We start from the raw sequence: 22,823 nt of genomic DNA, 5'->3' as shown, positions 1-22,823 counted from the left end.
GCCGGCTCACGGCACGATCACGGCGCGGCCCTGCAGCGTGCCGTCGCGCATCTGGCGGTACGCGTCGAGGGCGTCGTCCAGCGCGAAGGTGGTGGTCTTCGGCCGGACCAGACCCCGGGCAGCCAGGTCCAGCACCTCGACCAGCTCGGGGCGGCTGCCCCAGTAGGTGGTCGCGATGCTCACCTCGTACGGCACGGAGAAGTACGAGACCGGCAGGGTGCCCCCGCCGATGCCCACGATGGTCAGGTCGCCGACGGTGCGGGCCGCCGCCGCGCCGAGCGCCAGGGTGGCGTCCACACCGACGAAGTCCAGCACCACGTCGGCGCCCCGACCTCCGGTAGCCTGGCGGATCTCCTCGGCGGCGGTCTCGCCCGAGGTCACGGTGCCGTCGGCGCCGCACTCCTCGGCCAGCCGCAGCGCGTCTGCGCGGGTGTCCACCGCGATCACCCGGGCGGCCGTGGTGGCCTTGAGGATCTGCACGCCGACGTGCCCCAGCCCACCGACCCCGATCACGACTGCCGTGCTGCCCGGCGGCAGCTTGGGCCAGGAACGCCGCACGGCGTGGTACGGGGTGAGCCCGGCGTCGGTCAGCGGCGCGGCGTCCACCGGATCGAGCCCGGCCGGCAGCGGGACGATATGCCGCGGGTCCGGGACCAACTCGTACGCGGCCATTCCACCGTCCAGGCCGAGCCCGCCGCCCCCGCCCGGCACCGGCGCGCCGGCCGGGTTCTCGCAGTACGGGTCGATGCCGACCCGGCAGCGGGCGCAGGTGCCGCAGCCCCACGCGCCGAAGACGGCGACGGGTTGCCCGACCGTCAGCCCGGTCACGCCGTCGCCGAGGGCGTGCACCCACCCCGCGTTCTCGTGGCCGAGGGTGAACGGCGGGTTCCAGGGCACGGTGCCTGGCTCGAACTCGTCCATCAGGTGCAGGTCGGAGTGGCAGGCGCCGGCTCCACCGATCCGGACCACCACCTGGCCCGGCCCGGGCGTCGGCTCAGCGACCTCGACCAGTTCCGGTTCCGACTTCCACTCCCGCAGCCGCAACGCCCGCATCCGTTGCCTCCCGTCCGTGTCGGCCTGTCGGTGCCTGCCCTTTTCACCGGCCGGCAAACAGCGCCCGCCGGCCGACCCGAGCGGGTTGTCACCCGGTTCGGGTGAGCCGGGCTCACCCCGGCTCGGGTGATCCTGCGGGGAACCGGGGAAGGGGGACGTGGATGAGCACGACGGCGGCGCAGTATCTGCAGCACCTGGACACCGGCCGGCGTCCCGATCTGCCGGAGACCACCGCCGGGACGCTACGGCTGGACGTGCGCGGTGACGGCGGTACCAGTCACTGGTACCTGACCATCGCCGACCAGCACGTGGCGGTGACCCGGTCGGCCGACGAGGCCGAGCTGGTGGTCCGCGCCGACCGGGCGGTCTTCGACCAGCTGGCCAGCGGCGAGAGGCACGTCGCGGCGGCGTTGCTGCGCAACGAGCTGACCGTGCGGGGCAACATGCGGCTGCTGATGGCGCTGCGGCGGATCTTTCCCGGCCCGTCCGGCGCACGGCACCCCCGCGAGCTGGGCCAGGCTGCCCTGGCGGAACGGGACCAGCGGCGATGAGACAGGAACAGGTGCACGTCATCGCCGGCAACGCGTTCGCGCTCAGCGACGCTCAGGGTGACATGGAAGTCGACCCGAAGGAGCCGGTCGGGCTCTTCTCGTTCGACACCCGCTTCCTGTCCCACTGGGTGCTCAGCGTTGACGGGGAACGGCTCAACGCGCTCTCCCGCGACGACATGACGTACTTCGAGACCCGGTTCTTCCTGGTCCCGGGCGGGGCGAGCCACTACGTCGACGCTGACGTGTCGGTCATCCGGCACCGTTCGATCCACGACTGCTTCCACGAGCAGATCATCCTGCTCAACCACTCGGCGCATCCTGCCGAGTTCACCGTGCGGATGGAGATGGGCAGCGACTTCGTCGACATCGTCGACGTCGGCGAGCGCAGGCAGCGGGTCGTGCGGGCCACCGCCGACTCCGCGCGCCACCAGCTTGTGCTGCGGTACGCGCGAGAGCGGTTCGTTCGAGAGACCACGGTGAGCAGCACCGCACCCGCCGAGGTCGACGAGAAGGGGATGACGTTCCGGATCCGGATCGCGCCCGAGGGGAAGTGGGAGACCGACCTGCACGTGACCATGACCATCCGGGGTGAGGGTGGCCGGGATCTGCGCAGCGCTCTGGAGTCGCACCAGCAGATCGTGCGCGGGGGGATGCGCGAGGACCTGGCCGACTGGCTGGACCGGGCCCCGCAGTTGGCGGCGGAACGGGACGGCCTGGAGGCGATGTACCAGGGCAGCCTGGCCGACCTGGCGGCGCTGCGGTACAAGCCGCTGTCGTACAGCAATCGGGTGCCGGTCGGTGGCCTGCCGTGGGCGATGGGGCTGTCCGGACGGGACAGCATCATCACCTGCCTGCAGACCATGGCGTTCACTCCCGAACTGGCCCCCGCGACGCTGCGGATGCTGGCGCTGTTGCAGGGCGGCCAGCTCGACGACGAGCACGACGAGGAGCCGGGCAAGATCCTGGCCGAGCTCCGTTACGGCGAGTCGGCCGCGTTCGGCGAACGGCCGGACGCGCTGTACTACGGCGCGGCGGACACCACCCCACTGTTCGTCGTCCTGCTCGACGAGTACGAGCGCTGGTCCGGCGACGTCGACCTGGTCCACGAGCTGCGGCACCCGGCTCGGATGGCCCTGGACTGGATCGACGAGTACGGCGACCTGACCGGCGACGGATACGTGCGCTACCAGCGCCGCAACGAGCGGCACGGCGTAATCAACCAGTGCTGGAAGAACTCCCCGGACGCGATCACCGACGCGCACGGGCGGCAACCCGCCTTTCCCCGGGCCACCTGCGAGTTGCAGGGCTACGCGTACGACGCGAAACGGCGCGGCGCCCGGCTGGCCCGGGAGTTCTGGGGTGACCCCGGGTACGCCGACCGGCTGGAACGGGAGGCCGCGGAGCTGAAGGACCGGTTCAACCGGGACTTCTGGCTGCCGGACCGGGAGTACTACGCGCTGGCGCTGGGGCCGTACGGCGAACCGGTCGACGCGCTGACGTCCAACATCGGGCACCTGCTGTGGAGTGGGATCGTCGCGGATGACCACGCTGAGGCCGTCGCCGAGCACCTGGTCGGGCCGCGGCTGTTCAGCGGTTGGGGGGTGCGGACCTTCGCCGCCGGGCAGCGCCCGTACAACCCGGTGGGCTCACACCTGGGAGCGGTGTGGCCGTCGGACAACGCCCTGATCGCCGCCGGGCTGCGGCGCTACCACTTCGATGCGCAGGCGGGTCGGATCGCGGCCGGAATCTTCGACATGGCGCAGACGCTCGGCGGGGCGGTACCGGAGCTGATCGCCGGCTACGAGCGCAGCCTGACGAAGTACCCCGTCCAACTGCCCGCGGCCGGTCGTCCCCAGTCATGGTCGTCGGGCGGGCTGCTGATGCTGCTGGGTACCCTGCTGGGGCTCCGGCCCACCGGCGACAACCTTCTGGTCAACCCGGCCCTGCCAAAGGGCTTCGGCCGGGTGGAGCTACTCGACGTCCCAGGCCGCTGGGGCCACTCGGACGCCTACGGCCGCGACCATTCCACCACCCGAGGCCCCCGAAACCGCCTCCGCTAACCCCCGCCCCCTCCCCCTCCCACCCACCCCCCGGTGATCATGAAGTTAGCGTCACGACACGCCGTTGCCGGTGACGCTAACTTCATGATCACCGGGCGGGGTTGGAGGGGGAGAGGGAGGGGGAGAGGGAGAGGGGGAGGGAGCGGGGGTTCGGGTGGTTAGGGTGTGGTCTATTCCGATGTAGAGCAGGCCGAGTAGCCAGAAGGCGATGGCGAAGAAGACGGCGCTGATCGCGACTCCGGCGTAGCCCAGCTCGGCTGCGTCCAGGAACGGGTACGGGTACCGGTGCACGACCAGCCCTCGGAGCAGGGCGAAGCCCAGATAGCCCAGCGGGAACGCCAGCCACCAGGCCGCGTACCGAAGGCGCAGCCGGCCGCGTTGGTCGAACAGCACCCAGTCGGCGACCACCAGCAGCGGTACCACCGTGTGCAGCAGTTGGTTGCCGAGCGCCTCGCCGCCGGACCGGTCCGGCTGGACCATCGCGAACGGGCTGGCCGGGTTGGCCAGCACCAGGTGGTAGACCACGCCGGTGATGGTGATGTAGAGGGTGACCGCGCCGCGTAGCGCCGGCGGTGGGTCGGGCCGGTCCCGCCAGGCCCGCAGAGCGGCGTACCCGGCGAGGGCGCCGACCGCGAGGTTGCTCTGGATGGTGAAGTACGGCAGCAGTCCCGTGACGGTGGCCGGGCCGAGCGCGGTGAGCACGACCCCGGCCAGCACGCTGAACACCACCATCAGGCGCAGGATCGCCGCCGCGCGTCGGCGCCGCAGACTCATCGGGGCAAGCTATCAGCCCACGGCGGCCCGCGCTCCGCTGGACGAACCGCCCGCAGGGCCGCAGGGCCGCAGCGCCGCAGGGCACGGCCGCCGGGCATGGCCGCCGGGCACGGCCGCCGGGCACGGTTGCCCGGCAGGGCAACTCGGCACGGTCGCCAGGCGGGGCTGTGGGGCGTCGTCAGTGCGGGTCGCGGGCTGGTGTCGGTTGGCGGTCCCTGGGGGAGGGCCGCCGGTCGGCTGCTTCGCTGCGGTCCGGTCCGGGTGCGGTGGGCCGTCCGGCGGGGAGAGCCGCCGGACGGCTCGTTCCGCTGCGGTTAGGGACGTCGGGCCGACCATCGGGCGGGCCGGGCGACGTCGGACGCCGGCTGGGCACGGTCCCGGGCCGTCCATGGGTCGTGTCCGGAACGGCCTCGGCGGCCAGGACCCGCACGCAGTAGTCCGCCACCTGCTCCGGGCCGCCGGCGGCGGCGATCAGCCCGGAGAAGACCGGGTTGTCCAGTGCCCGGCCGTGGTCGTTTCCGGCGACCGTCTGGTACGCCCGACACCGGCCGACCATCCCACCGGGAACCGAGGTCGGCGGCACCGCCCCGGTCGTGGCGGGTGCGCCCGCGGTGCCCTGCTCGGGTGTGGCCGGGGCGGTCGCGGCGGGCGGCGTCGGGGTGGCCGTGGGTGGGTGCGGCGGACGGGGCGCAACGCCTGTCGCGGCGGCCAGTGCCACCCCGCCGATGGCGGCGAGCGCCAGGGCCGCCACCGAGGCCCGGGCACCGAACCCGGCGAGGGTGCGTGACCGGCGGGCCGGCCGTTGGGCAACGGCCGGCTCAGCCAGGGCACGGCGGAAGGCCTGCACGGCCACGTCTTCGCCGCCCAGCTCGGCGGGGCGGGGTGTGGCGCGTACCGCTGTCATCAGCAGCACGACCGACTGCGGGCCGCCCGATGGGCCGACGATGCTCCCGCCGAGCAGCCGCTCGGCGGTCTCCTGATCGATCCGGTCTGCGTTCATCTCGTGTCCCTCAGCGCCGCTCACCCGTGCGCTGTCACATCCGTTCACGCAGGGCGGACCGGAGGCGCCGCGCGGAAGCTGGACGGTCGGGGAACGTCGCCGTGGCCGGCCGGGCTCAGCCCATGGTCTTGGCGCCGTCGATCGCCTCGCGCAGGATGTCGGCGTGCCCGGCGTGCTGGGACGTCTCGGCGATCAGGTGCAGCAGCACCCGCCGAACCGTCCAGCTCGCCCCCGGCTCGAACCAGGGCGCCTGCGGCAGGGGATGCGCCGCGTCCAGGTCGAGGGTGGTGATCAGCTCGTCGGTCTGGTCGGCCACCTCCCGGAACCGCACGACCAGACCGGCGAGGGTCTCGCCCGGCGTCATCCGGAACTGACCGGTCCAGTCGACCGCCTCGCGCTGCATCGCCTCAGCGCCGCCCACGGCAAAGCGCATCCACCGCTCCTCGGTGCCGGCCACATGCTTGATGAGGCCGCCGAGGCACAGCTCGCTGACGGTGGTGCTGGTGGCCGCCTGTTCGTCGGTCAGCCCGTCCACGGTCTGCAACAGGAAACCCCGGTGCCGGCGCAGCGTCTGCAGCAGGTCTGCCCGCTCTCCGGTGAGCTGCTCAGTGCTGGTCATGGTGCCGCCCTTCGGTCGAAGTTCGCTCGGCGCCAGCGTAGGACGCGGCACCGATACTTCCGGCTCGACACGGTGGCGGCGTGGGCCGCCAGCGGTTGCCGATCCACGCGCGGGGCGGTCCACTGAATGACATGGGTGTGATTAAGGTGGGTACGTCCTCCTGGGCCGACCAGTCGCTGCTGCGCTCCGGGTGGTACCCGCGTTCGGCCAACACGCCGGCCGGCCGGCTGGGTTTCTACGCGGGCCGCTTCCCGCTGGTCGAGGTGGACACCTCCTACTACGCGATCCCCGCACCGGAGACCACCCAGGGCTGGGTCGACGCCACACCGGACGACTTCACCTTCGACGTCAAGGCGTTCAGCCTCTTCACCGGTCACCCGACGCCGGTCGCCGCGCTGCCCCGCGACCTGCGGCCGGCCGCCGGTCCGAGCCGGATCCGTCGCCGCGACCTGCCGGAGCGGGCGTACGACGAGCTGTGGTCCCGGTTCCGAGCTGCGCTGGCCCCGGTCACGGCCGCCGGCAAGCTGGGTGTGGTGCTGCTGCAGTTCCCGCCGTGGCTGGTACGCGGCGCCGCCGCCGAGCGCCGGATCATCGAGTTGGCGCAGCGGTGCCGGCCGTGGCGGGTCGCCGTGGAGCTGCGGCACGGGTCCTGGTTCGACGGTTCGGCCGCACCCGACACGATGGACCTGCTGCGTGCGCACGACCTCTCACTGGTCTGCGTCGACATGCCGCAGGGGCACCCGTCGTCGGTACCACCGATCCTGGCCACCACGGCGGAGCCGGCGATCGTCCGGTTCCACGGCCACAGCGGCGCCTGGCGCGACGGCGACAAGCAGGACAAGTTCCGCTACGCGTACGCCGAGGAGGAGCTCCGGCACTGGGCCGGGCTGCTGGCCGAGTTGGCCGGGTCGGCCGACGAACTGCAGGTGCTGTTCAACAACTGCTGCGCCGGCCAGGCCCAGCGCGACGCGACCCGGCTGGCACAGCTGCTCACCGAGACCATGCTCTGGCCCGAGCCCCGCGAAGACCGACGGGACGTCCCCGCCCGGGCCGCGTCCACCAATTGACGGTGCTCGGCAACGGCGCCCGGAGCACCACCGCCCTGGGAGCACCAGCCGCCGCCGGCCGGAGACCGGCGGCGGGCGTCGCGGGTTGTGCTAGGACCGCCGGCCGCGGGTGCGCAGCGCGTCCTGGCTGCGTTCGTTGATGTCCGCGTCGTCCGGGAAGGTTCGGCCGCTGGGTGCCGGGTCCGGTGGCGCACCCGGGCCGGCCTCGGGGGTGCGGGTGGGTTCCACCGAGCCGAAGCCGTGCCGACCGGCCGGGTTGTCTCGGCCCGCCGGGGCGCCCGCGCGGCGTTCCCCGCGCCGCCCCTCGGGCACCGCCGTCTCCTCGCTGCCCTCGTCCATCGGGGAGTCCTCGCCCGTGCCCCACGGCGGTTCGGCATCGAAGCCGTCTCTGGTGCCCCATGGCTCGACCGCCTCCGGCACCAGCCGATCGCCGCCGCCCTTGCGTCCCTCGTGCGCCATCGTGGTCACCTCAGCTCGTCGGTCCGCCGCTATGGGCGGACGATTGCCCGTCCCCGGGCCGGTCATGCCGGTCCCGCCGGACCGCGTGCCGTACCCCGGTCGTGCCCGGTGGTTGCGTGGGGCTGGCCGGCGCCCCGCCGTCAAGGAGCCGGCAGGGTGCCGCCCGGCCCCATGCTCAGCGTCCGGCCATCGCCATCGGCCGCTTGCCGTTGCTCATGGTCGCCATGCTTGCCATCTTGGCCATCCCCTTCGGGGCGCTCATCAGCCCGCTGGCGCGGCCGAGCATCCCCCGGAACACCTGGCCGGGCTTTTGCTGCTCGCCCATGTACGCGGTGATCACCACCAGGGTCCCGGTCAGTGCCGGGATGGCCCACTGGAGCAGCTTCATCTGCCGCTGCGAGGAGGCCACGCCGGCCGGAGTCTGGTGGTTCGGCTCGGTGGCACCGTTCACCGGTGGGGCACCCGCCTTCTCCAACCGCATGCCGATCAACCGGCTGTAGCCGGTCACCGCGAGCGCGCCGATCGTCAACGCCGTCTTGATGGTGCTGGCCCGGGCGACCCCTGACTGGGCGGCCATCCGTGGGCTCTCCGTCACCAGCTCGCCCACCGCCCCGGCCAGGTGGGCGCCGATCGCCGCCGCGTTGACCGGGGTCCACTTGGACCATCCTGCCGAGGCGACCGGGAGACGCTGGGTCGAGTCGCTGATCTTCGCCGCTGCGCCGTTGACGCCGAGCGCTCCCATCAGGGAGCCGCCGAACCAGGCCGCCAGGCCCAGATCGTGCATCGAGCGCAGTGCGGTATGCCGTTCGGACATCTGATCCCCTTCCGCCGTGTCGGGCGCTGCGGCTTACCCGCCGCCCGGGCCGCTAACCCCGCCCCGTGCGTGCCGAACCGGCGCCGCATCGGTACGTCGGGGACGTCAGGGAACATCGGTTCGCTGCGGTGCCGGACCGCCGCCGGCAGGAGTCGTCCGGTCGATGGCGGGTAGATGTCGGGGGACGCTGACGGAGAGGGGAACGGGATGTCGCAGCCGGACGAGAGCCGGGAAAAGACCGCCAAAACCGACGCGGTGCTGATGCATCCGGACAACGACCCGCACAGGAACATCGCCGAGGTCGCCCCACGCAAGGACCACGGTGAGGTCCGGGTGGAGCGCGACGGCAAGCTGGTGCCGCTGGACCAGGAGGAGTGAGCGGGCCGGTCGGGCGGCCACCGACCGGTCGGCCGGTACGGCTCAGCGGGGCGGCAGGTCGCTGGCGAAACCGGCGATCCGCTGCGCCAGCGGGGTGGCCGCCCGGACCCAGGTGAAGTGGTCCAGCGCCGCGCCGGCCTGCGCCACTGTGTACCGCTCCCGGGTCACCGGGGCCGCGGTGAGCTTCCCGCAGAGGTGATCCATGGTCTCGTGCGGGGTGTACTGGTCGTCGTCGACGCTGACGGCCAGCACCGGGGTCCGCACCGCGCGCACCGCCGCCTCGGTGTCCGTACCGTCGAGACGGGGGAAGCGGCCGGTCCGCGCGGTGTACGCCCAGTCCCGGATCACCCCGCGTGCCTGCCGGCCGCCGAAGCCCCACCCCGGCCAGACCCCGAGCAGCGCCGTGGTGGCGGCGATCCCCTGCGTGTACGGCAGCACGCCGAGGCCACGCCGGCCGGGATAGCTTCGCCAGTACGGGATTCCGACCGCGACCAGCGCCAGCCCGTCCACCGCGTCGGCGCCGTGCAGGGCGAGGTGCAGCAGCGCGGCCTGCCCCCCGAGTGAGTGCCCGAGCAGCAGCCGGGTGCGGCCGTCCAGCTGCGGCTTGAGCGCGGCCAGGACAGCGCCCACGTCGTCGGCCAGCTCGGTGTAGCCGTGCCGGTCGGCGCGACTCGGCGCGGGGGTGCTCGTCCCGGTACCGCGCAGGTCGGCGACGACCACGGCCAGCCCGGCGGCGCGGAGCGCGGTGGCGAACGGCCGGTAGTAGCGGGCCCGCACCCCCATCGCCGGCCAGATCACCACCACCGGCGTACCCGCCGGGCCGGTCGGCTCCGGATAGATCTGCACGCCGAGCCGACCGCCGGCGATGTCAACGAACTCCTGCGCGTACTCCGGGTCCCCGTTCACAGGCCCAGCCTACGGGCCGAGGTTACCGACGGGTAGCCGCAGGCGTCGGACGACCGGTTCGAGCCGACGTGGCGGACACGACGGAGGCCCCGCCGGGTGGCGGGGCCTCCGGTGACGATTCCGGTCAGGATACGGAGATCGTCCCGTTGCTGGCGCGAACGCAGGCCACCGACCGCGCGCTGGTGGCGGCCGCACCGGCCAGGCACTGGCCGAGCACCTGGTGCCCGGTGGCGTTCGGGTGCCACGACTCCTGGCAGGTCTGGAAGTAACTGACGCAGGTGTTGGCGATCCGCTGAATGTCGATCTTGTCCTTGCCGGAGAGGCTGGTGACGAAGGTGCCGCTCGCGCCGTCCTGCAGCCGGATCGGGGTGGCCAGCGCGCCGGTCGGGCTGGCCGCCGACTCGCAGAGCCGGGCGCCGTCGAAGGCCCGCTGCACGTTGAGGTAGACCAGGTCCGCACCGGGGAACTCGGCAGCGAGGGTGTCCCGGGTGGACTTCACCAGGGTGCCCAGGCCCTGCGAGAAGCGGTGACCGGGCGCGAGGCTGGCCCGGTGGATCGGGCAGCCGCCCGCGTACCGCTCGGCACCCAGGTCGCGGAACTTGTCCCGGGTGTCGTCCCGGCTGTCCTGGGTGTGGAACGTCGGCTCGAGATCCAGCGGCAGCGGGTTGGTGTAGTCCTGGAACACGACCCGGTGCTGTCCATCCGCGTCCACCTGGTCCAGGGTGGTCAGCAGTTGGCGCACCGCGGCGGTGGTCTCGGCGGTGGCGGCATTGAACTGCGCGGCGGTGGCCAGATCGGCGTCGGTGCACGGCTTCTGCTCCACCGGGCCACCCAGGTACGCCCAGAACTCCCACCAGCCCGTCCACGCGTCGGCGATGAACCGGTTGGCGCACTTCTCCGCGACGCTGCCGAAGGTGAACGAGCTGTTGTTCGAACCCAGGCCGAGCAGCACCAGGTCGATGTCCTGGGTCTGCGCGACGGTCCGGAGCTGGGCGATCTGCGCGGCCACCGTGCGGCCGTTGGTCCGGGCGTTCGAGGCGTTGGCGATGTCGTGTGGCTGGCCGCCGGAGCAGGCCAGGTTGAACCGATTCTGGATGCCCGGCAGGTTGGCCTGGTTCAGCGAGGCGTTCGCGGAGCGGTGGCAGAAGAACGCGTTGTTGTTCGGCGCCGTCCAGCCGGGGAAGCCCTGGGCGACCCCGTTGACGTCGACCACCGGGGTGTACGCCCCGGCGCCCTCGCCGCTGATGAAGCTGTCGCCGACCGCCACCGCGGCGGTGGGCAGCGCGGCGGATGCGGGAGCGGGAAGCGCGATGGCGGTCGACAGCGCGGCCATGGCGATCGTGAGTGCCGCGGCGAACGCGGTACGCCGGAACCTGAGCATTGGCTCACATCCATCCATCGAAAGATGAAAGATTCTCTGAGGGCGCGATCAGATCACCCCCGTGCGACGGGCGTCAATGGCCCGTAACAGAATCGTTCGATGAAAGACACGCCCGCCCCGGTGCGCCATTCGGTCTCCACCTGGCAGCAGCCCCTGCCTCCGCCCGCGTCGGCCACCCGGACCGCGCTGGTCGACGATTTGACCAACCGGATCCTCGCCAGTGGACCCGCCCGCCTCCGGGTCGGCGTCGACGGCCTGACCGCCGCCGGCAAGACCAGCCTCGGCCACGAACTGGCCCAGCGCGTCGCCGCCGCTGGTCGGCCGGTGCTGCGCGCCAGCCTGGACGACTTCAAACGCCCCTGGTCGGAGCGGCACCAGTACGACCGGACCTCCGGGCCCGGCTACTACCGCAACGCCTTCGACCTGTCGGCGATCCGCACCCTGCTGCTGGAACCGGCCGGGCCTGCCGGATCCGGGGCCTGCGTGCTCTGCCTGCGCGACCCGCTCACCCAGCGCGCGCACACCGACGTCGTCACCCCGTCCCCGCCGGACGCGGTGCTCATCGTGGACGGTGTGTTCGCGTTCCGCCCCGAGCTGGACGACCTCTGGGACTACCGGATCTGGGTGGAGGTCGCGGCCGAGCTGTCGGTGCGGCGCGGGGTGGCCCGCGACGGCGACCGGGAAGGCGTCGCGGCGGCCGAAGCACTCCACCGGGACCGCTACCTCGCCGCCCAGCGCGTCTACCTGGCCGAGGCGGACCCGCTGTCCCGGGTGGACGCGATCGTCGACAACACCGACTTCGCCCGGCCCCGACTGCTCTCGACCTGACCTACCGGGCGGGCTGCTGGCGCCGCTTCAGCAGCGCCGCGCCGGCGGCGTTCAGACCGACACCCCAGATCAGCAGGACGCAGAGCCACTGCACCCACCGCAGCACGCTCATGTCCCCGGAGAGCAGGTTGCGCACGCTGCCGAACGGGGTGAGCCACGCCTGCGCGGGACGGAGGGCGTCGACAGCGCCCAGCAGTGCGAACAGGCCCAGTGGCAGGACGATCGTGGCGAGGAACGCGACCACCGGTGAGCGCAGCAGCAGGCCCAGCCCGGTGCCCACCAGCCCGGCGACGATCTGCACCAGCACGCTGCCCACCGCGATCGTCCCGGAATGCCGCCACGGCTCGTCGGCGATGTCGGCCGGGGTGAGCGCGAGCGTCGCGGCGCAGATCAGCACCCCGACGACGCCGATGACGGCGGCCGGGAGCCCCACCGCCAGCACGGTGGGGATGACCCGGGCGGCGTCGGGTGCCCGTCGCAGGTCGCGCACCAGCAGGATGCCGAAGAGGGGCGTCAGGACCGACATCAGGCTCTGGACCGTGCCCGAGAGCTCGGCGAACGTCCGGTCGGCCGGGGCCGCCGCCGCGGTCAGCGCCACGGCGGCGAGCAGCCCCGCCAGCAGGGTGCCCGCGAGCAGCCACCGCCGGGCCCGCGTACCGATGGCCCGCCGGAGCGCACCGCGAATCGTCCCGTCCATCTCGATGGCCTCCTGACGATCGGTCGTACCCGGCTCTGTCGGCGCGGTCATCGGATCGGCCCGCGACGGAACTCGGCGCGCCAGCGGCGTACCCCGCTCTGGTCCTGGATCTCTTCCACCCGCACCGGCGCGAGCCCGACGCCCGCGAACGTGTCGATCTCGGCACGGGTCAACGGCCACGGCGGCCCGGCCGGCGTGGGTTCGTCGTCGGCCCGGCCGGCGGCGATGACCAGCAGCGTGCCGCCCGGCGCGACCAACTCGCCCACCGCGCCGACCGCGCCGGCCCGGATCTGCGCCGGCAGCGCCTGCACGGTCATGCTCTCCACCACCAGGTCGAACGACCGTCGCCAGGCCGGTGGCGGGTCCAGCAGGTCGGCGGGACGGTAGTCGACCGCCGAGGCGGGGTGCCGTCCACGGGCGCCGGCCACCGCGGTGGGGGAGATGTCGAAGGCCACCGTGTCGAAGCCCAGACCGGCGACGTGCTCGGCGTCGCGGCCGTAGCCGCAGCCGACCACGACCGCACGGCGGCCGGTGCCGGTCAGAGCCCGCTCGACGGTCCACTCGGTGAGCAGGCTGTGCGGGGCGTCCCGGTCCCACGGGACGACCGCCTCGCCGCGCTCGGCCTCGGTGTAGAGCCGCTCGAACCAGCCGGTCGGATCACCCGCCGCCAGCGACTCGGCCGCCAGCCGGTCTGCCGACTCGTCCTCGTCCATGTCGCCCCCCGCCCCGCGCCGGCGCTCCGACCGGCCGCGATCGCCGGTCAGAGTACCGGCCGGACGGCCCCTCCGTGGCCCCGTGAACGCCGCCGCCGGGCTGGTCCGGGCGCTGAAGGGCTGTTCCGTGGCTCACTTCCGGTGGGTCGACACCCGGCGGGTCGCAGAGGTCCTCCGGGAGTTGTCCTAGCCTCGGGCTAGGCTCGCTGCGGCGCGCCACGCCGGCTGATGTCGCCGGTGAACGGCAGCACACCGCCGAGACCGGGGAGTACGACCAGTTGACCGCAGAGCCTGACACCCTGTACGGGGCCGACGACCTCACTCACCTTGAGGGGCTGGACGCTGTCCGCAAGCGGCCCGGCATGTACATCGGTTCCACCGACAGCCGTGGCGTGGGTCACCTCGTCAACGAGATCCTCGACAACTCCACCGACGAGGGTGTCGCCGGTCACGCCGCCAACGTCGAGGTGATCCTGCACGCCGACGGCTCGGTGCAGGTCGACGACGACGGCCGGGGCATTCCGACCGACGTGCACGCCAAGTCCGGCATCTCCGGCGTCGAGCTGGTGCTCACCCGGCTGCACGCGGGCGGCAAGTTCGGCGGTTCCGGCTACAAGACCTCCGGCGGCCTGCACGGCGTCGGCGCCTCCGCGGTCAATGCGCTGTCCCGCCGGTTCGACGTGACCGTCCGCCGCGCCGGCAAGATCCACTCGATGTCCTTCCGCCACGGCGTGCCGGGGATCTTCGACGGCGACGGGCCGGACGCGCCGTTCACCGCCGGCCCCGGGCTCCAGGTGGTCGGGGCCATGAAGCGCAGGCAGTCCACCGGCACCTCGATCCGCTGGTGGCACGACGCCCGCTACTTCGAGACCGGCGCGGCGCTCGACGTCGACGCGGTCCGGATGAAGCTGCGCAACACCGCCTTCCTGGTCCCCGGTGTGCTGTACGTGCTGCGCGACCTGACCGGCGAGGAGCCCGTCGAGGAGAAGTTCCACTACCCCAACGGGCTCAGCGACATGGTGGACTTCCTCGCCCCGGCCGGCGACCGGCCGGTCTCCGGCACGCTGCTGGTCACCGGGGAAGGGACGTACCGGGAGAATGCCGCCGACGCCAACGGCGTCATGCAGTCCAACGTGCAGCGCCGCGCCGAGGTCGAGGTGGCGTTCCGTTGGGGCACCGGCTACGAGCGCACCGTCGAGTGCTTCACCAACACCATCCGCAACGCGCACGGCGGCACCCACCGCAAGGGTTTCGAGCGGGCCCTGGTCCGCACCCTCGCCGACGCGGTGCGCAACACCCGCGGCCTGCTCAAGGCCAAGGAGGAGCCGCCCACCCTGGACGACGTCCTGGAGGGGATGACCGCGGTCGTGCACGTGCGGATCCCCGAGCCGCAGTTCACCTCGCAGACCAAGGACGAGCTCTCCACCACCGGCATCACCAAGGTGATCCAGACCCAGGTCGACGCGCACATCAAGGCGTGGCTGGAGGACCGTCGCACCAAGGCCGAGGCGCGCACCGTTCTGCAGAAGATCGTCGACGCGGCACGGGTGCGGCTCACCCAGAAGCAGCAGAAGGACGCCGCCCGGCGCAAGACCGCGCTGGAGGGCGCGTCGATGCCGCCGAAGCTGGTCGACTGCCGCGCCACCGGCGTGGAACGGAGTGAGCTGTTCATCGTCGAGGGCGACAGCGCCCTCGGGACGAGCCGCATGGCCCGCTCCTCGGAGTACCAGGCGTTGCTGCCGATCCGGGGCAAGATCCTCAACGTGCAGAAGGCCAACCTCCAGCAGGTTCTGGACAATGCCGAGTGCGCCGCGATCGTCCAGGTCCTCGGTGCCGGCTCGGGGCGTACGTTCGACCTCTCCGCGCTGCGCTACGGCCGGGTGATGATCATGGCCGACGCCGACGTGGACGGCGCGCACATCCGCACGCTGCTCATCACCCTCTTCGCCCGGTACATGCGCCCGCTGATCGAGGCCGGGCGGCTCTACGCCGCGATGCCGCCCCTGCACAAGATCACGACCAAGGGGCGCAACCCGCAGACCGTCTACACCTACACCCAGGCCGAGATGGTGGCGACGGTCCGCAAGCTGGAGAAGGCCGGCAAGCAGATCGTCACCCCCATCCCACGGTTCAAGGGCCTCGGTGAGATGGACGCCGACGAGCTGTGGGACACCACGATGAACCCGGCCACCCGCGCCGTCCGCCGGATCACCATCGAGGACGTCGACGCCGCCGAACGCATCCTCGAACTGCTGATGGGCGAGAAGGTCGAGCCGCGCCGCAACTGGCTGATCGACTCCGCCGACCGGGTCGACCGGGAAGCAATCGACGCATGAGCACCGGTCTCGTTCAAGGGGAAAGCTGAGTCATGGCACGCCGCAAGGAAAACAAGGTCGACCTCTCCTCGTTCGACCAGGCCGGCGCGCGGGTCTTCGACAACCCGCTGGTCACCGAGGTCTCCGACTCCTACCTGGAGTACGCGTTCTCGGTCATCCACTCCCGGGCCCTGCCCGACGCCCGCGACGGTCTCAAGCCCGTACACCGGCGCATCCTCTGGTCGATGTACGAGCAGGGCTACCGGCCCGACCGCGGCCACGTGAAGTCCGCGCGCATCGTCGGGGACTGCTTCGTCGCCGGCACTCTCGTCTCGACACCCGATGGTCTGCGCGCCATTGAGGAAATTGAGATTGGTGACCGCGTCCTGGACGGCGACGGCGCCCCGGTGCCGGTGACTGCCGTGTATCGGAACCCGACGTCGGACCTCGTGCGCGTCACCTGGGGCAATGGGCACACGATGCTCGTCACCCCGGGCCAGCGGTTCCGCGTGGTCGCCGATGATCTCTCGGTCCGCTGGGTGGAGGCTCGGGATCTCCCGGGGCAACTGACATTGGCGTACGGGAGTCGCCGCAGTGCGGTGTCGACGCCCGCTGGCGACGTCTACGACTATGTGCGCGGGCTGTTGGTGGCCGAGGGCTTCCCTGCGCACCGGTCTCGCGAAGCGGACGGTCGGGTCCGGATCCACATGTGTGACGTCGAGCCGCTGGATGTCGCCCACGGCTGGGCCATCGCCAGTGGATTGAACGTCTCCCGGGGCAAGCGTGAGGCCCGGAACCCCCTCCATCGCGACCAGCACATCTTGAACTTCAGCCGGCACGAGGGGCTGCTGGAGGCCGCACAGCCGCTCAGCCGCGACAAGCACGTGCCCGGCGACATCATTGGGGACCGGTCGGCGTGGGCGCCGTTCCTCGCCGGCTTCTTCGACGGAGACGGCTACATCCGTAAACGCTTCAGGGAGATTGTCTTCGTCAGCACCAGCGAGGTGCTGGTGCGGCAGATCTACGCCATGCTTGCCGACCTGGGGCTGCACGGGCACCACTGGACCAGCGGTCGTCGCTCCGGGAATCGTCCGCTTCTCGGTCTATCGGTCACGGGCCGAGACGCCTCGGATCTCGCCCGGCTGCTGCTGCCCTGGGTGCGGATCGGTTACAAACACGACGGCTTGCAACGGGTCGCCGAGACTGACTACCAGTACAGCGGCAAGCAGGGCAACGACCGGTTGCCGTGCGGCCCGGTCATGGCGGAATTCACGGCGGCGCATCAGGGCGGCGGTTGGTTCCGAGATGCGGATGGACGGGCGTTCCGCGACTCGCTCTCGGCGGGCGACGGGCCGAAGGTGCGTTACGGCAAGGACCGCAATGGTGTCCCCCTCGCAGACCGGTCGTTCCAACTGGAGCGCGCGGTACGAGACGGTTGGATCCGCAAGCTTCACCGCCTCGGCTCACCACTCGCTCCTCGGCTGGACGCGTTGGTCGGTGGTTCTTTCCTGCGGGTCACGTCGGTGGAGCCGGTGTCACCTGGTGTCACGTACGACATTCAGGTCGGCAGCGACGAGCACGCCTTCGTCGCCGAGGGCTTTGTCGTTCACAACTGCATGGGTAAGTACCACCCGCACGGCGACACGGCGATCTACGACGCGATGGTCCGCCTCGCGCAGGACTTCTCGCTCAACGTGCCGCTGATCGACGGCCACGGCAACTTCGGTTCCCCGGACGACGGTCCGGCCGCCGCCCGCTACACCGAGGCGCGGATGTCCCGCGAGGCGATGCTGCTCGTCGGTGAGCTGGGCGAGGACACCGTCGACGTCGAGCCCAACTACGACGGGTCGCTGACCCAGCCGACCGTGCTGCCTGCGGCCTTCCCCAACCTGCTGGTCAACGGTGCGTCCGGGATCGCGGTCGGGATGGCGACCAACATGATCCCGCACAACCTCGCCGAGGTGGTCTCCGCCGCCCGTTGGTTGATCAACCACCCGGACGCCACGCTGGACCGGCTCATGGAGTTCGTCCCGGGCCCGGACCTGCCCACCGGTGGAGTGCTGCTCGGCCTCGACGAGGTGCGCCGGGCGTACGAGACCGGGCGCGGCGTGGTGCGGATGCGCGGCAAGGTCGAGATCGGCCCGATCGAGGGCAGCCGGGGCCGCCAGGCGATCACGGTGGTCGAGCTGCCGTACGGCGTCGGCGCGGAGAAGGTCATCGCGGCGATCACCAACGAGGTCACCAAGACCAAGCGGCTGACCGGTATTGCCGACGTCAAGGACCTCACCGACCGCGAGAGCGGCACCCGGCTGGTCGTCGAGTGCAAGGTCGGGGTCAACCCGCAGGCCCTGCTCGCCGACCTCTACCGGTTGACCCCGCTGGAGCAGTCCTTCGGCGTCAACAACCTGGTGCTGGTCGACGGGCAGCCGCGCACCCTCGGGCTGAAGGCGCTGCTGGAGGTCTTCCTGGCCCACCGGTACGAGGTGGTCACCCGGCGCAGCTCGTACCGCCGCCGCAAGCGCCAGGAGCGGCTGCACCTGGTCGACGGCCTGCTGATCGCACTGCTGGACATCGACCGGGTGGTCCGGCTGATCCGGGGCAGCGACGACGCACAGGCCGCCAAGGACGGGCTGATGAGCCAGTTCGGCCTCTCCGACATCCAGGCCACCTACATCCTGGACACTCCACTGCGCCGCTTGACCAAGTACGACCGGATCGAGCTGGAGGCCGAGCAGGAGCGGCTGCGCACCGAGATCGCCGAGCTGTCCACGATCCTCGACGACGACAAGGTGCTCAAGAAGCTGGTTTCCGACGAGCTGGCGGCCGTGGTCAAGCAGTTCGGCAGCGAACGGCGCACCACGCTGGTCGACGGCGACCTCAAGGAGGTGCTGGCCGCGTCCGCGCCGGCTGGTCCGCTGGAGGTCGCCGACGACCCGTGCCAGGTGATCCTCTCCGCGACGGGGCTGGTCGCCCGCACCGCGGCCGAGTCGGAGGAGAGCGCCGAGGGGCGCCGGCGCAACGGCCGGGTCAAGCACGACACGGTACGCGCGATCGCGCACTCCACGGCCCGTGGTCGGGTGTTGCTGGTGACCAGTGCCGGTCGGGCCTTCAAGGTCGACGTACTGCCGCTGCCGGTGCTGCCCGAGCAGGCCGGCACGGTGTCGCTGCGCGGCGGCATGTCCGCCGCCGAGTTGGTGCCGTTGGAGCCGGGGGAGACGGTGGTCGGCCTGGCCCCGCTCGGCGGGTCGGCGGAGGGTTCGCCGGGGCTGGCGCTGGGCACGCGGCAGGGCATGGTGAAGATCTGCGCGCCGGAGTGGCCGGTGCGCTCCGACGAGTTCGAGGTGATTGGCCTGCGCGACGGCGACGAGGTGGTCGGGGCGACCTGGCTGGCTGACGGCGCCGAGACGCTGACCTTCATCACCTCGGAGGCGTCGCTGCTGCGCTTCGCCGCCGGGCTGGTCCGCCCGCAGGGCCTCAAGGGTGGCGGCATGGCTGGCATCAACCTGCCCGCCGGGGTGCAGGTGGCCTTCTTCGGCGCGGTGCGCACCGACGACCCGGGGCACGGTGAGCCGATGGTGGTCACCTCTACCGGGGCGACGGTCAAGGTGACGCCGTTCAAGGCGTACCCGGCGAAGGGCCGGGCGACCGGCGGGGTGCGTGCGCACCGCTTCCTCAAGGGTGAGACGGACGTGGCGGTCGCCTGGGTGGGGCCGCGCCCGGTCGGCGCCACCGGCACCGGCGACCCGGTCGAGTTGCCCGCGGCGGACCCGCGCCGCGACGGCTCCGGCTTCGCCGTCATGCTCGGCCCAACGGTGGTAGGCCACCTCATCGAACGCGACTAACCCCCAACCCGCCCCGCCCCAACCCGCCTCGTTGATCATGAGGTTATTGCGGCGACGCGCCGACGTTGCCGGCAGTAACCTCATGATCGACCGGGCTCGGGCTGGGGTGGGGCGCGGTATGGTGAGTGCCTTGTTGTCGGTGAGGGTTCGGGTGCGCCGCTAAGCACCCTTCACATGATCTTTCTTCTGTCCGGCGGAGTCGCCGGCGCGGCGTGAGCGCCGCCATCCGGGTCCGGCCGCCGCGCGAGCTGCGCGCCGCTCGCCGGCCCCGGCCGCACCGCTGCTGGGGTCACCTGATCGCCGCCCCGCTCTGGCCGCTGCACGGCGCGAACCTGGGTACCCTGCTGCGCACCTGCGACGCGGTCGGTGCCTGCCTCGCCGTGCCGCCGTTCCGTTGGGTGGACGAGGCCGTGGCCCGGGGCAACACGCTGCGCCGGCCGGGCTGCGTCCACCGGGTCGGCAGTCCGCTGCGCTGGCTGGCTGCCGAACGGGCCGCCGGTGCCCGGATCCTCGGGGTGGAGTTGGCCGACGAGGCCGTCCGGCTCGGTGATCTGCCCGCCGCTCGGGGCCGCACCGTGGTGCTGCTCGGGCACGAGGCGACCGGCATCCCGCCCGAGGCGCTCGACCACCTGGACGCGGCCGTGGAGATTCCCATGGTTGGGCACGGCCACAGCCTGAACGTCGCCGTCGCCGGCTCGCTGGTCCTCTACAAACTCGCCGGCCTCCTCTAGCCCTCAGCCCGTCCTCTGACCGCGTCGATCGTGCACTTGCTGCCCCGACGTGGCGGGTAAGGGGATGAGGTCAGGCCACGTTGATGGGGCGGAACTGGACGCTGACCCGGGGGCCGACCGGGCGGGTGGTCTTCGGGATGGCGTGTTCCCAGGTGCGTTGGCAGGAGCCGCCCATCACGATTAGGTCGCCGTGGCCCACCGGAAAGCGCAGGCTGTCGCCGCCGCCGCGAGGGCGCAGCAGCAGCGGCCGGGGCGCGCCGAAGGAGACGATCGCGACGATGGTGTCGGTGTGCGCCGACCGGCCGATGGTGTCGCCGTGCCAGGCCACGCTGTCCCGCCCTGAGCGGTAGAGGCACATACCGGCGGTGACGAACGGCTCGCCCAGCTCGGGGGCGTAGTGCCGGGTCAGCTCCGCCCGTGCCGTGGTGAGCACCGGATGCGGCAGTTGCCGGTCGCCGTCGTACCAGCAGAGCAGGCGGGGCACGTCGACCTCGCTGTCGTACATGGTGCGCCGCTCGGCCCGCCAGGGGACTTCGGTGAGCAGGGTGTCGAGGACCGCGTCGGAGCCCTGCACCCAGCCGGGGAGGTGGTCGACCCAGGCGCCCCGGCTGAGGTGGTGCCGGCGGATCTGGCCGGGCAGCGGACCCAGGGTCGGCCCGGCGTCGGTCAGGTCGAGCATCGACGGCTGGTAGGCGGCCTGCGTCATGGGGCCACCCTAGCAGCCCTTTCGTACACCCGTGCCAATTGGTCGTCGCGGCCTGGAAGGGCCGAGATCAAGCGGTGAGGCCGGGCCGCGGTCAGCCAGTGACGGCGGCTGGGCTGACGGCGTCGAACACCGCGTCCACGACCCGAGCCCGGCCCCGCCCGTCGACCGTGGACCAGGCCCGAGCGGCGAGCGTCGTGCGTCGGTGCGGCGAGCTGAGCAACCCGTGCAGGGTGCGCGCCGCCGTCGCGCGGGCGGCCCGTCCGGCGACGCCGGTGCCGGTCAGCTCGGGCAGCTCGCCGAGACCGGCGGCCAGGCCGTGCCGCACCACCCGGGCGTACGACTCGCGCTGGTTGTCGACCACGCAGACCAGCGCGGCGGGTGCGCCGAGGCAGCAGAGTTCCCAGGTGGACGTGCCGGCGGCGCTGACCACCAGGTCGGCGTCGGTGATCAGCGTCGGCAGTGAGCCGGTGGGTGGGACCGGTCGGATGATCTGCCCGCGTCCGGGGATGATCTCCTCCAGCTCCGCCTCGATCTCGGGTCGGCCGACGACGACCGTGAGGTCCATCGGATGGCCGGTGGCCACCAGCACCCGGGTCAGCACCGGGGCCGCGCCGACCGCGTCCGTGCCGCCGAAGAAGGCCAGCACCCGGGGCCGGCTGACCTCCGTGGCGGGCCGTGGTGCCGGCGGTCGGGCGGTCGCCACCGAGTCGCGCAGCAGCGCGTACCCGCTGCCGGCGAGCAGCCGTCCGGGCAGCGCGGGGGCCTGCGCCCCGAAGTTCTGATCGAGGTAGAGGTCCGCGTCCTGGCCCCGGCTGTCCCCGTCGATCACGGCGAGGGTGAACACGCCGGCGGCGCGTAGCGCGCCCGCTCCGGCCGGGTCCAGCTCGTAGGAGTCGAGAACCAGCACGTCCAGCTCGTGCCGGCGGGCCGCCTCGACCAGCTCGGCCGGCGAGTCAGGGCCCGGGTGCAGGGGGATGCCCCGCGCGGCCAGTTCCGCGGTGGCCCAGTCGAGCCGCTCGACCGCGCCGAACACCGCGACGTGGGCGCCCCGGGCCAGGAACTCCTCGGCGAGCGCCAGGCAGCGGACGAGGTGGCCGACGCCGCGTCGCGGCCCGGCGTCGCAGCGCAGTCCGACCCGTAGCGTGCTCAGGACTCCTCCAGCCGCTTCTGCCGTACGTCGGCGTTGAGCGCGCGCAGCCGGGGCTGCCCGTCGAGCCAGTCGGCGAGCTTGGCCAGCGGCACGCTGACGTCGCCGAAATGGTCGATCACCGCGTTCACCAACGCCCAGTCCTGCTCGGTGTCGAGGGTCAACCGCAGCGCCGAGCGGTCCGGGGTGAGCGTCACCCCGAGGACCCGGAACAGCTCCGGATGGGTGTACGCGTACGAGGTCACGTGCACCCGGTGGTGACCGGTGGCGAGCCGGTCCAGGGTACGCAGCGTCTCCGCCCGGATGATCTCGACGTCCAGCCCGCGGGGCAGGGTGCGGGCGATCGACGTGCTCGCGTAGTCCAGCCCGGGCACCGCGCGGTACACCGAGGCGACCAGCGTGATGATCTCCGGGTCGAGCAGCGGGCAGTCGGCGGTGAACCGCATGACCGCATCGCCCGGGTGCGCCGCCAGCGCGCCCACGAAGCGGTCCAGTACGTCGTCGACCGGCCCGCGGTGACAGGGCACGCCCAGTCGCGCGGACTCGGCCACCACCGCGTCGTCGACCGGGTCGGTGCTGGTGGCGACCACCAGGTCGGCCAGGACGCCGCTGTCCCGGGCGGCGCGCACCACCCGGCCCAGTACGGAACGCCCGGCGAGCGGGCGGAGCACCTTGCCGGGCAGTCGGGACGACCCCATCCGGGCCTGCAGGATCCCGACGATCCGTGGCCCCCCGTTCGCGCCCGCGCCCTCCGTCGGGCCCACCCTGTGCGTCGTACCCGA

General features: G+C 72.4%; 21 protein-coding genes and 2 pseudogenes. 10 read left to right on the top strand and 13 right to left on the bottom strand.

Annotated elements, in window-relative coordinates:
* Window positions 1-6 precede the first annotated feature (6 nt).
* Window positions 7-1,053, bottom strand: coding sequence for an NAD(P)-dependent alcohol dehydrogenase (locus tag OG990_RS19475; RefSeq protein WP_406076592.1), 1,047 nt, complete (start codon window positions 1,051-1,053; stop codon window positions 7-9).
* 161 nt (window positions 1,054-1,214) lie between these two features.
* Here OG990_RS19475 and OG990_RS19470 point away from each other — a divergent pair, with 161 nt between their 5' ends.
* Both OG990_RS19470 and OG990_RS19465 read left to right on the top strand, forming a co-directional pair.
* Window positions 1,215-1,604: an SCP2 sterol-binding domain-containing protein gene (locus OG990_RS19470; RefSeq protein ID WP_328425572.1), complete on the top strand. Its 390-nt coding sequence runs from the start codon at window positions 1,215-1,217 to the stop codon at window positions 1,602-1,604.
* Window positions 1,601-3,664, top strand: coding sequence for a glycogen debranching N-terminal domain-containing protein (locus OG990_RS19465; protein ID WP_406076590.1), 2,064 nt, complete (start codon window positions 1,601-1,603; stop codon window positions 3,662-3,664). The genes OG990_RS19470 and OG990_RS19465 overlap by 4 nt, the downstream gene beginning before the upstream one ends.
* A gap of 51 nt (window positions 3,665-3,715) precedes the next feature.
* On the opposite strand, the gene OG990_RS19460 is transcribed toward OG990_RS19465, so the two are convergent.
* The 3 genes from OG990_RS19460 to OG990_RS19450 all read right to left on the bottom strand — a co-directional run bounded on the left by OG990_RS19460 (window position 3,716) and on the right by OG990_RS19450 (window position 6,057).
* Window positions 3,716-4,438, bottom strand: a complete 723-nt coding sequence (locus tag OG990_RS19460; RefSeq protein WP_406076588.1) for a Pr6Pr family membrane protein — start codon at window positions 4,436-4,438, stop codon at window positions 3,716-3,718.
* A gap of 178 nt (window positions 4,439-4,616) precedes the next feature.
* The gene (locus tag OG990_RS19455; protein ID WP_406076587.1) at window positions 4,617-5,438 is read right to left on the bottom strand and encodes a hypothetical protein; all 822 of its coding nucleotides are present in this window, start codon (window positions 5,436-5,438) and stop codon (window positions 4,617-4,619) included.
* Between the two features lie 115 nt (window positions 5,439-5,553).
* Window positions 5,554-6,057: a DinB family protein gene (locus tag OG990_RS19450; RefSeq protein WP_406076585.1), complete on the bottom strand. Its 504-nt coding sequence runs from the start codon at window positions 6,055-6,057 to the stop codon at window positions 5,554-5,556.
* Between the two features lie 131 nt (window positions 6,058-6,188).
* Here OG990_RS19450 and OG990_RS19445 point away from each other — a divergent pair, with 131 nt between their 5' ends.
* The gene (locus OG990_RS19445) at window positions 6,189-7,124 is read left to right on the top strand and encodes a DUF72 domain-containing protein (RefSeq protein ID WP_406076583.1); all 936 of its coding nucleotides are present in this window, start codon (window positions 6,189-6,191) and stop codon (window positions 7,122-7,124) included.
* A gap of 90 nt (window positions 7,125-7,214) precedes the next feature.
* On the opposite strand, the gene OG990_RS19440 is transcribed toward OG990_RS19445, so the two are convergent.
* Window positions 7,215-7,583, bottom strand: coding sequence for a hypothetical protein (locus OG990_RS19440; protein WP_406076582.1), 369 nt, complete (start codon window positions 7,581-7,583; stop codon window positions 7,215-7,217).
* A 175-nt stretch (window positions 7,584-7,758) separates the two neighbouring features.
* Entirely contained in the window at window positions 7,759-8,397 is a 639-nt protein-coding gene (locus OG990_RS19435) for a hypothetical protein (RefSeq protein WP_355607426.1), read from the bottom strand.
* A gap of 207 nt (window positions 8,398-8,604) precedes the next feature.
* Between OG990_RS19435 and OG990_RS19430 the strand changes: the two genes are divergently transcribed.
* The gene (locus OG990_RS19430) at window positions 8,605-8,775 is read left to right on the top strand and encodes a hypothetical protein (protein ID WP_328425588.1); all 171 of its coding nucleotides are present in this window, start codon (window positions 8,605-8,607) and stop codon (window positions 8,773-8,775) included.
* A gap of 42 nt (window positions 8,776-8,817) precedes the next feature.
* Here OG990_RS19430 and OG990_RS19425 read toward each other — a convergent pair whose 3' ends face one another.
* Window positions 8,818-9,681 (bottom strand): alpha/beta fold hydrolase, encoded by an 864-nt coding sequence (locus OG990_RS19425; protein ID WP_406076579.1) that lies wholly within the window; start codon window positions 9,679-9,681, stop codon window positions 8,818-8,820.
* A gap of 124 nt (window positions 9,682-9,805) precedes the next feature.
* Complete coding sequence (locus OG990_RS19420; protein WP_328425592.1) at window positions 9,806-11,062, bottom strand: hypothetical protein; 1,257 nt, start codon at window positions 11,060-11,062, stop codon at window positions 9,806-9,808.
* A gap of 99 nt (window positions 11,063-11,161) precedes the next feature.
* Between OG990_RS19420 and OG990_RS19415 the strand changes: the two genes are divergently transcribed.
* Window positions 11,162-11,890 (top strand): uridine kinase, encoded by a 729-nt coding sequence (locus OG990_RS19415; RefSeq protein ID WP_406076578.1) that lies wholly within the window; start codon window positions 11,162-11,164, stop codon window positions 11,888-11,890.
* 1 nt (window position 11,891) lies between these two features.
* On the opposite strand, the gene OG990_RS19410 is transcribed toward OG990_RS19415, so the two are convergent.
* Both OG990_RS19410 and OG990_RS19405 read right to left on the bottom strand, forming a co-directional pair.
* Window positions 11,892-12,587, bottom strand: coding sequence for a hypothetical protein (locus tag OG990_RS19410; protein ID WP_328425596.1), 696 nt, complete (start codon window positions 12,585-12,587; stop codon window positions 11,892-11,894).
* 47 nt (window positions 12,588-12,634) lie between these two features.
* A complete protein-coding gene (locus OG990_RS19405; protein ID WP_406076577.1) occupies window positions 12,635-13,300 on the bottom strand; it encodes a class I SAM-dependent methyltransferase in 666 nt (221 codons plus the stop codon).
* Window positions 13,301-13,578: 278 nt separating this feature from the next.
* Here OG990_RS19405 and OG990_RS19400 point away from each other — a divergent pair, with 278 nt between their 5' ends.
* The 5 genes and pseudogenes from OG990_RS19400 (at window position 13,579) to OG990_RS19380 (ending at window position 20,188) form a co-directional block, all read left to right on the top strand.
* Entirely contained in the window at window positions 13,579-15,636 is a 2,058-nt protein-coding gene (locus OG990_RS19400; protein WP_328425600.1) for a DNA topoisomerase IV subunit B, read from the top strand.
* A gap of 32 nt (window positions 15,637-15,668) precedes the next feature.
* Window positions 15,669-15,926 (top strand): annotated as a pseudogene (locus OG990_RS19395) (DNA gyrase subunit A); the annotation flags it as partial.
* A pseudogene (locus OG990_RS19390) lies at window positions 15,912-16,727 on the top strand (LAGLIDADG family homing endonuclease); the annotation flags it as partial. The pseudogenes OG990_RS19395 and OG990_RS19390, both read left to right, overlap by 15 nt.
* Window positions 16,728-16,874: 147 nt before the next feature.
* Window positions 16,875-19,457 carry a DNA topoisomerase (ATP-hydrolyzing) gene (locus OG990_RS19385; protein ID WP_406081823.1) on the top strand — a complete coding sequence of 861 codons (2,583 nt, stop codon included), beginning with the start codon at window positions 16,875-16,877 and terminating at the stop codon, window positions 19,455-19,457.
* Between the two features lie 212 nt (window positions 19,458-19,669).
* Entirely contained in the window at window positions 19,670-20,188 is a 519-nt protein-coding gene (locus OG990_RS19380) for a TrmH family RNA methyltransferase (RefSeq protein ID WP_328425602.1), read from the top strand.
* 70 nt (window positions 20,189-20,258) lie between these two features.
* Here the strand turns inward: OG990_RS19380 and OG990_RS19375 are convergent, their stop codons facing one another.
* From OG990_RS19375 to OG990_RS19365, 3 genes are all read right to left on the bottom strand, one after another.
* The gene (locus tag OG990_RS19375) at window positions 20,259-20,894 is read right to left on the bottom strand and encodes an alpha-ketoglutarate-dependent dioxygenase AlkB (protein ID WP_406076575.1); all 636 of its coding nucleotides are present in this window, start codon (window positions 20,892-20,894) and stop codon (window positions 20,259-20,261) included.
* A gap of 91 nt (window positions 20,895-20,985) precedes the next feature.
* Window positions 20,986-22,044: a PseG/SpsG family protein gene (locus OG990_RS19370; RefSeq protein ID WP_406081822.1), complete on the bottom strand. Its 1,059-nt coding sequence runs from the start codon at window positions 22,042-22,044 to the stop codon at window positions 20,986-20,988.
* A complete protein-coding gene (locus OG990_RS19365) occupies window positions 22,041-22,805 on the bottom strand; it encodes a cytidylyltransferase domain-containing protein (protein ID WP_406076573.1) in 765 nt (254 codons plus the stop codon). The genes OG990_RS19370 and OG990_RS19365 overlap by 4 nt, the downstream gene beginning before the upstream one ends.
* Window positions 22,806-22,823 lie beyond the last annotated feature (18 nt).

Source organism: Micromonospora sp. NBC_00858 (assembly GCF_045207365.1).
GTDB lineage: Bacteria > Actinomycetota > Actinomycetes > Mycobacteriales > Micromonosporaceae > Micromonospora.
Note: the sequence above shows the minus strand (reverse complement) of the source record. Positions and strands in the feature narration are given on the sequence as shown.

What these genes read in the sequence shown, in the direction of transcription:
- OG990_RS19475 (WP_406076592.1), bottom strand. Translation starts at nt 1,053, where the DNA reads ATGCGGGCGTTGCGGCTGCGGGAGTGGAAGTCGGAACCGGAACTGGTC.
- OG990_RS19470 (WP_328425572.1), top strand. Translation starts at nt 1,215, where the DNA reads ATGAGCACGACGGCGGCGCAGTATCTGCAGCACCTGGACACCGGCCGG.
- OG990_RS19465 (WP_406076590.1), top strand. Translation starts at nt 1,601, where the DNA reads ATGAGACAGGAACAGGTGCACGTCATCGCCGGCAACGCGTTCGCGCTC.
- OG990_RS19460 (WP_406076588.1), bottom strand. Translation starts at nt 4,438, where the DNA reads ATGAGTCTGCGGCGCCGACGCGCGGCGGCGATCCTGCGCCTGATGGTG.
- OG990_RS19455 (WP_406076587.1), bottom strand. Translation starts at nt 5,438, where the DNA reads ATGAACGCAGACCGGATCGATCAGGAGACCGCCGAGCGGCTGCTCGGC.
- OG990_RS19450 (WP_406076585.1), bottom strand. Translation starts at nt 6,057, where the DNA reads ATGACCAGCACTGAGCAGCTCACCGGAGAGCGGGCAGACCTGCTGCAG.
- OG990_RS19445 (WP_406076583.1), top strand. Translation starts at nt 6,189, where the DNA reads ATGGGTGTGATTAAGGTGGGTACGTCCTCCTGGGCCGACCAGTCGCTG.
- OG990_RS19440 (WP_406076582.1), bottom strand. Translation starts at nt 7,583, where the DNA reads ATGGCGCACGAGGGACGCAAGGGCGGCGGCGATCGGCTGGTGCCGGAG.
- OG990_RS19435 (WP_355607426.1), bottom strand. Translation starts at nt 8,397, where the DNA reads ATGTCCGAACGGCATACCGCACTGCGCTCGATGCACGATCTGGGCCTG.
- OG990_RS19430 (WP_328425588.1), top strand. Translation starts at nt 8,605, where the DNA reads ATGTCGCAGCCGGACGAGAGCCGGGAAAAGACCGCCAAAACCGACGCG.
- OG990_RS19420 (WP_328425592.1), bottom strand. Translation starts at nt 11,062, where the DNA reads ATGCTCAGGTTCCGGCGTACCGCGTTCGCCGCGGCACTCACGATCGCC.
- OG990_RS19415 (WP_406076578.1), top strand. Translation starts at nt 11,162, where the DNA reads ATGAAAGACACGCCCGCCCCGGTGCGCCATTCGGTCTCCACCTGGCAG.
- OG990_RS19410 (WP_328425596.1), bottom strand. Translation starts at nt 12,587, where the DNA reads ATGGACGGGACGATTCGCGGTGCGCTCCGGCGGGCCATCGGTACGCGG.
- OG990_RS19405 (WP_406076577.1), bottom strand. Translation starts at nt 13,300, where the DNA reads ATGGACGAGGACGAGTCGGCAGACCGGCTGGCGGCCGAGTCGCTGGCG.
- OG990_RS19385 (WP_406081823.1), top strand. Translation starts at nt 16,875, where the DNA reads ATGGCGGAATTCACGGCGGCGCATCAGGGCGGCGGTTGGTTCCGAGAT.
- OG990_RS19375 (WP_406076575.1), bottom strand. Translation starts at nt 20,894, where the DNA reads ATGACGCAGGCCGCCTACCAGCCGTCGATGCTCGACCTGACCGACGCC.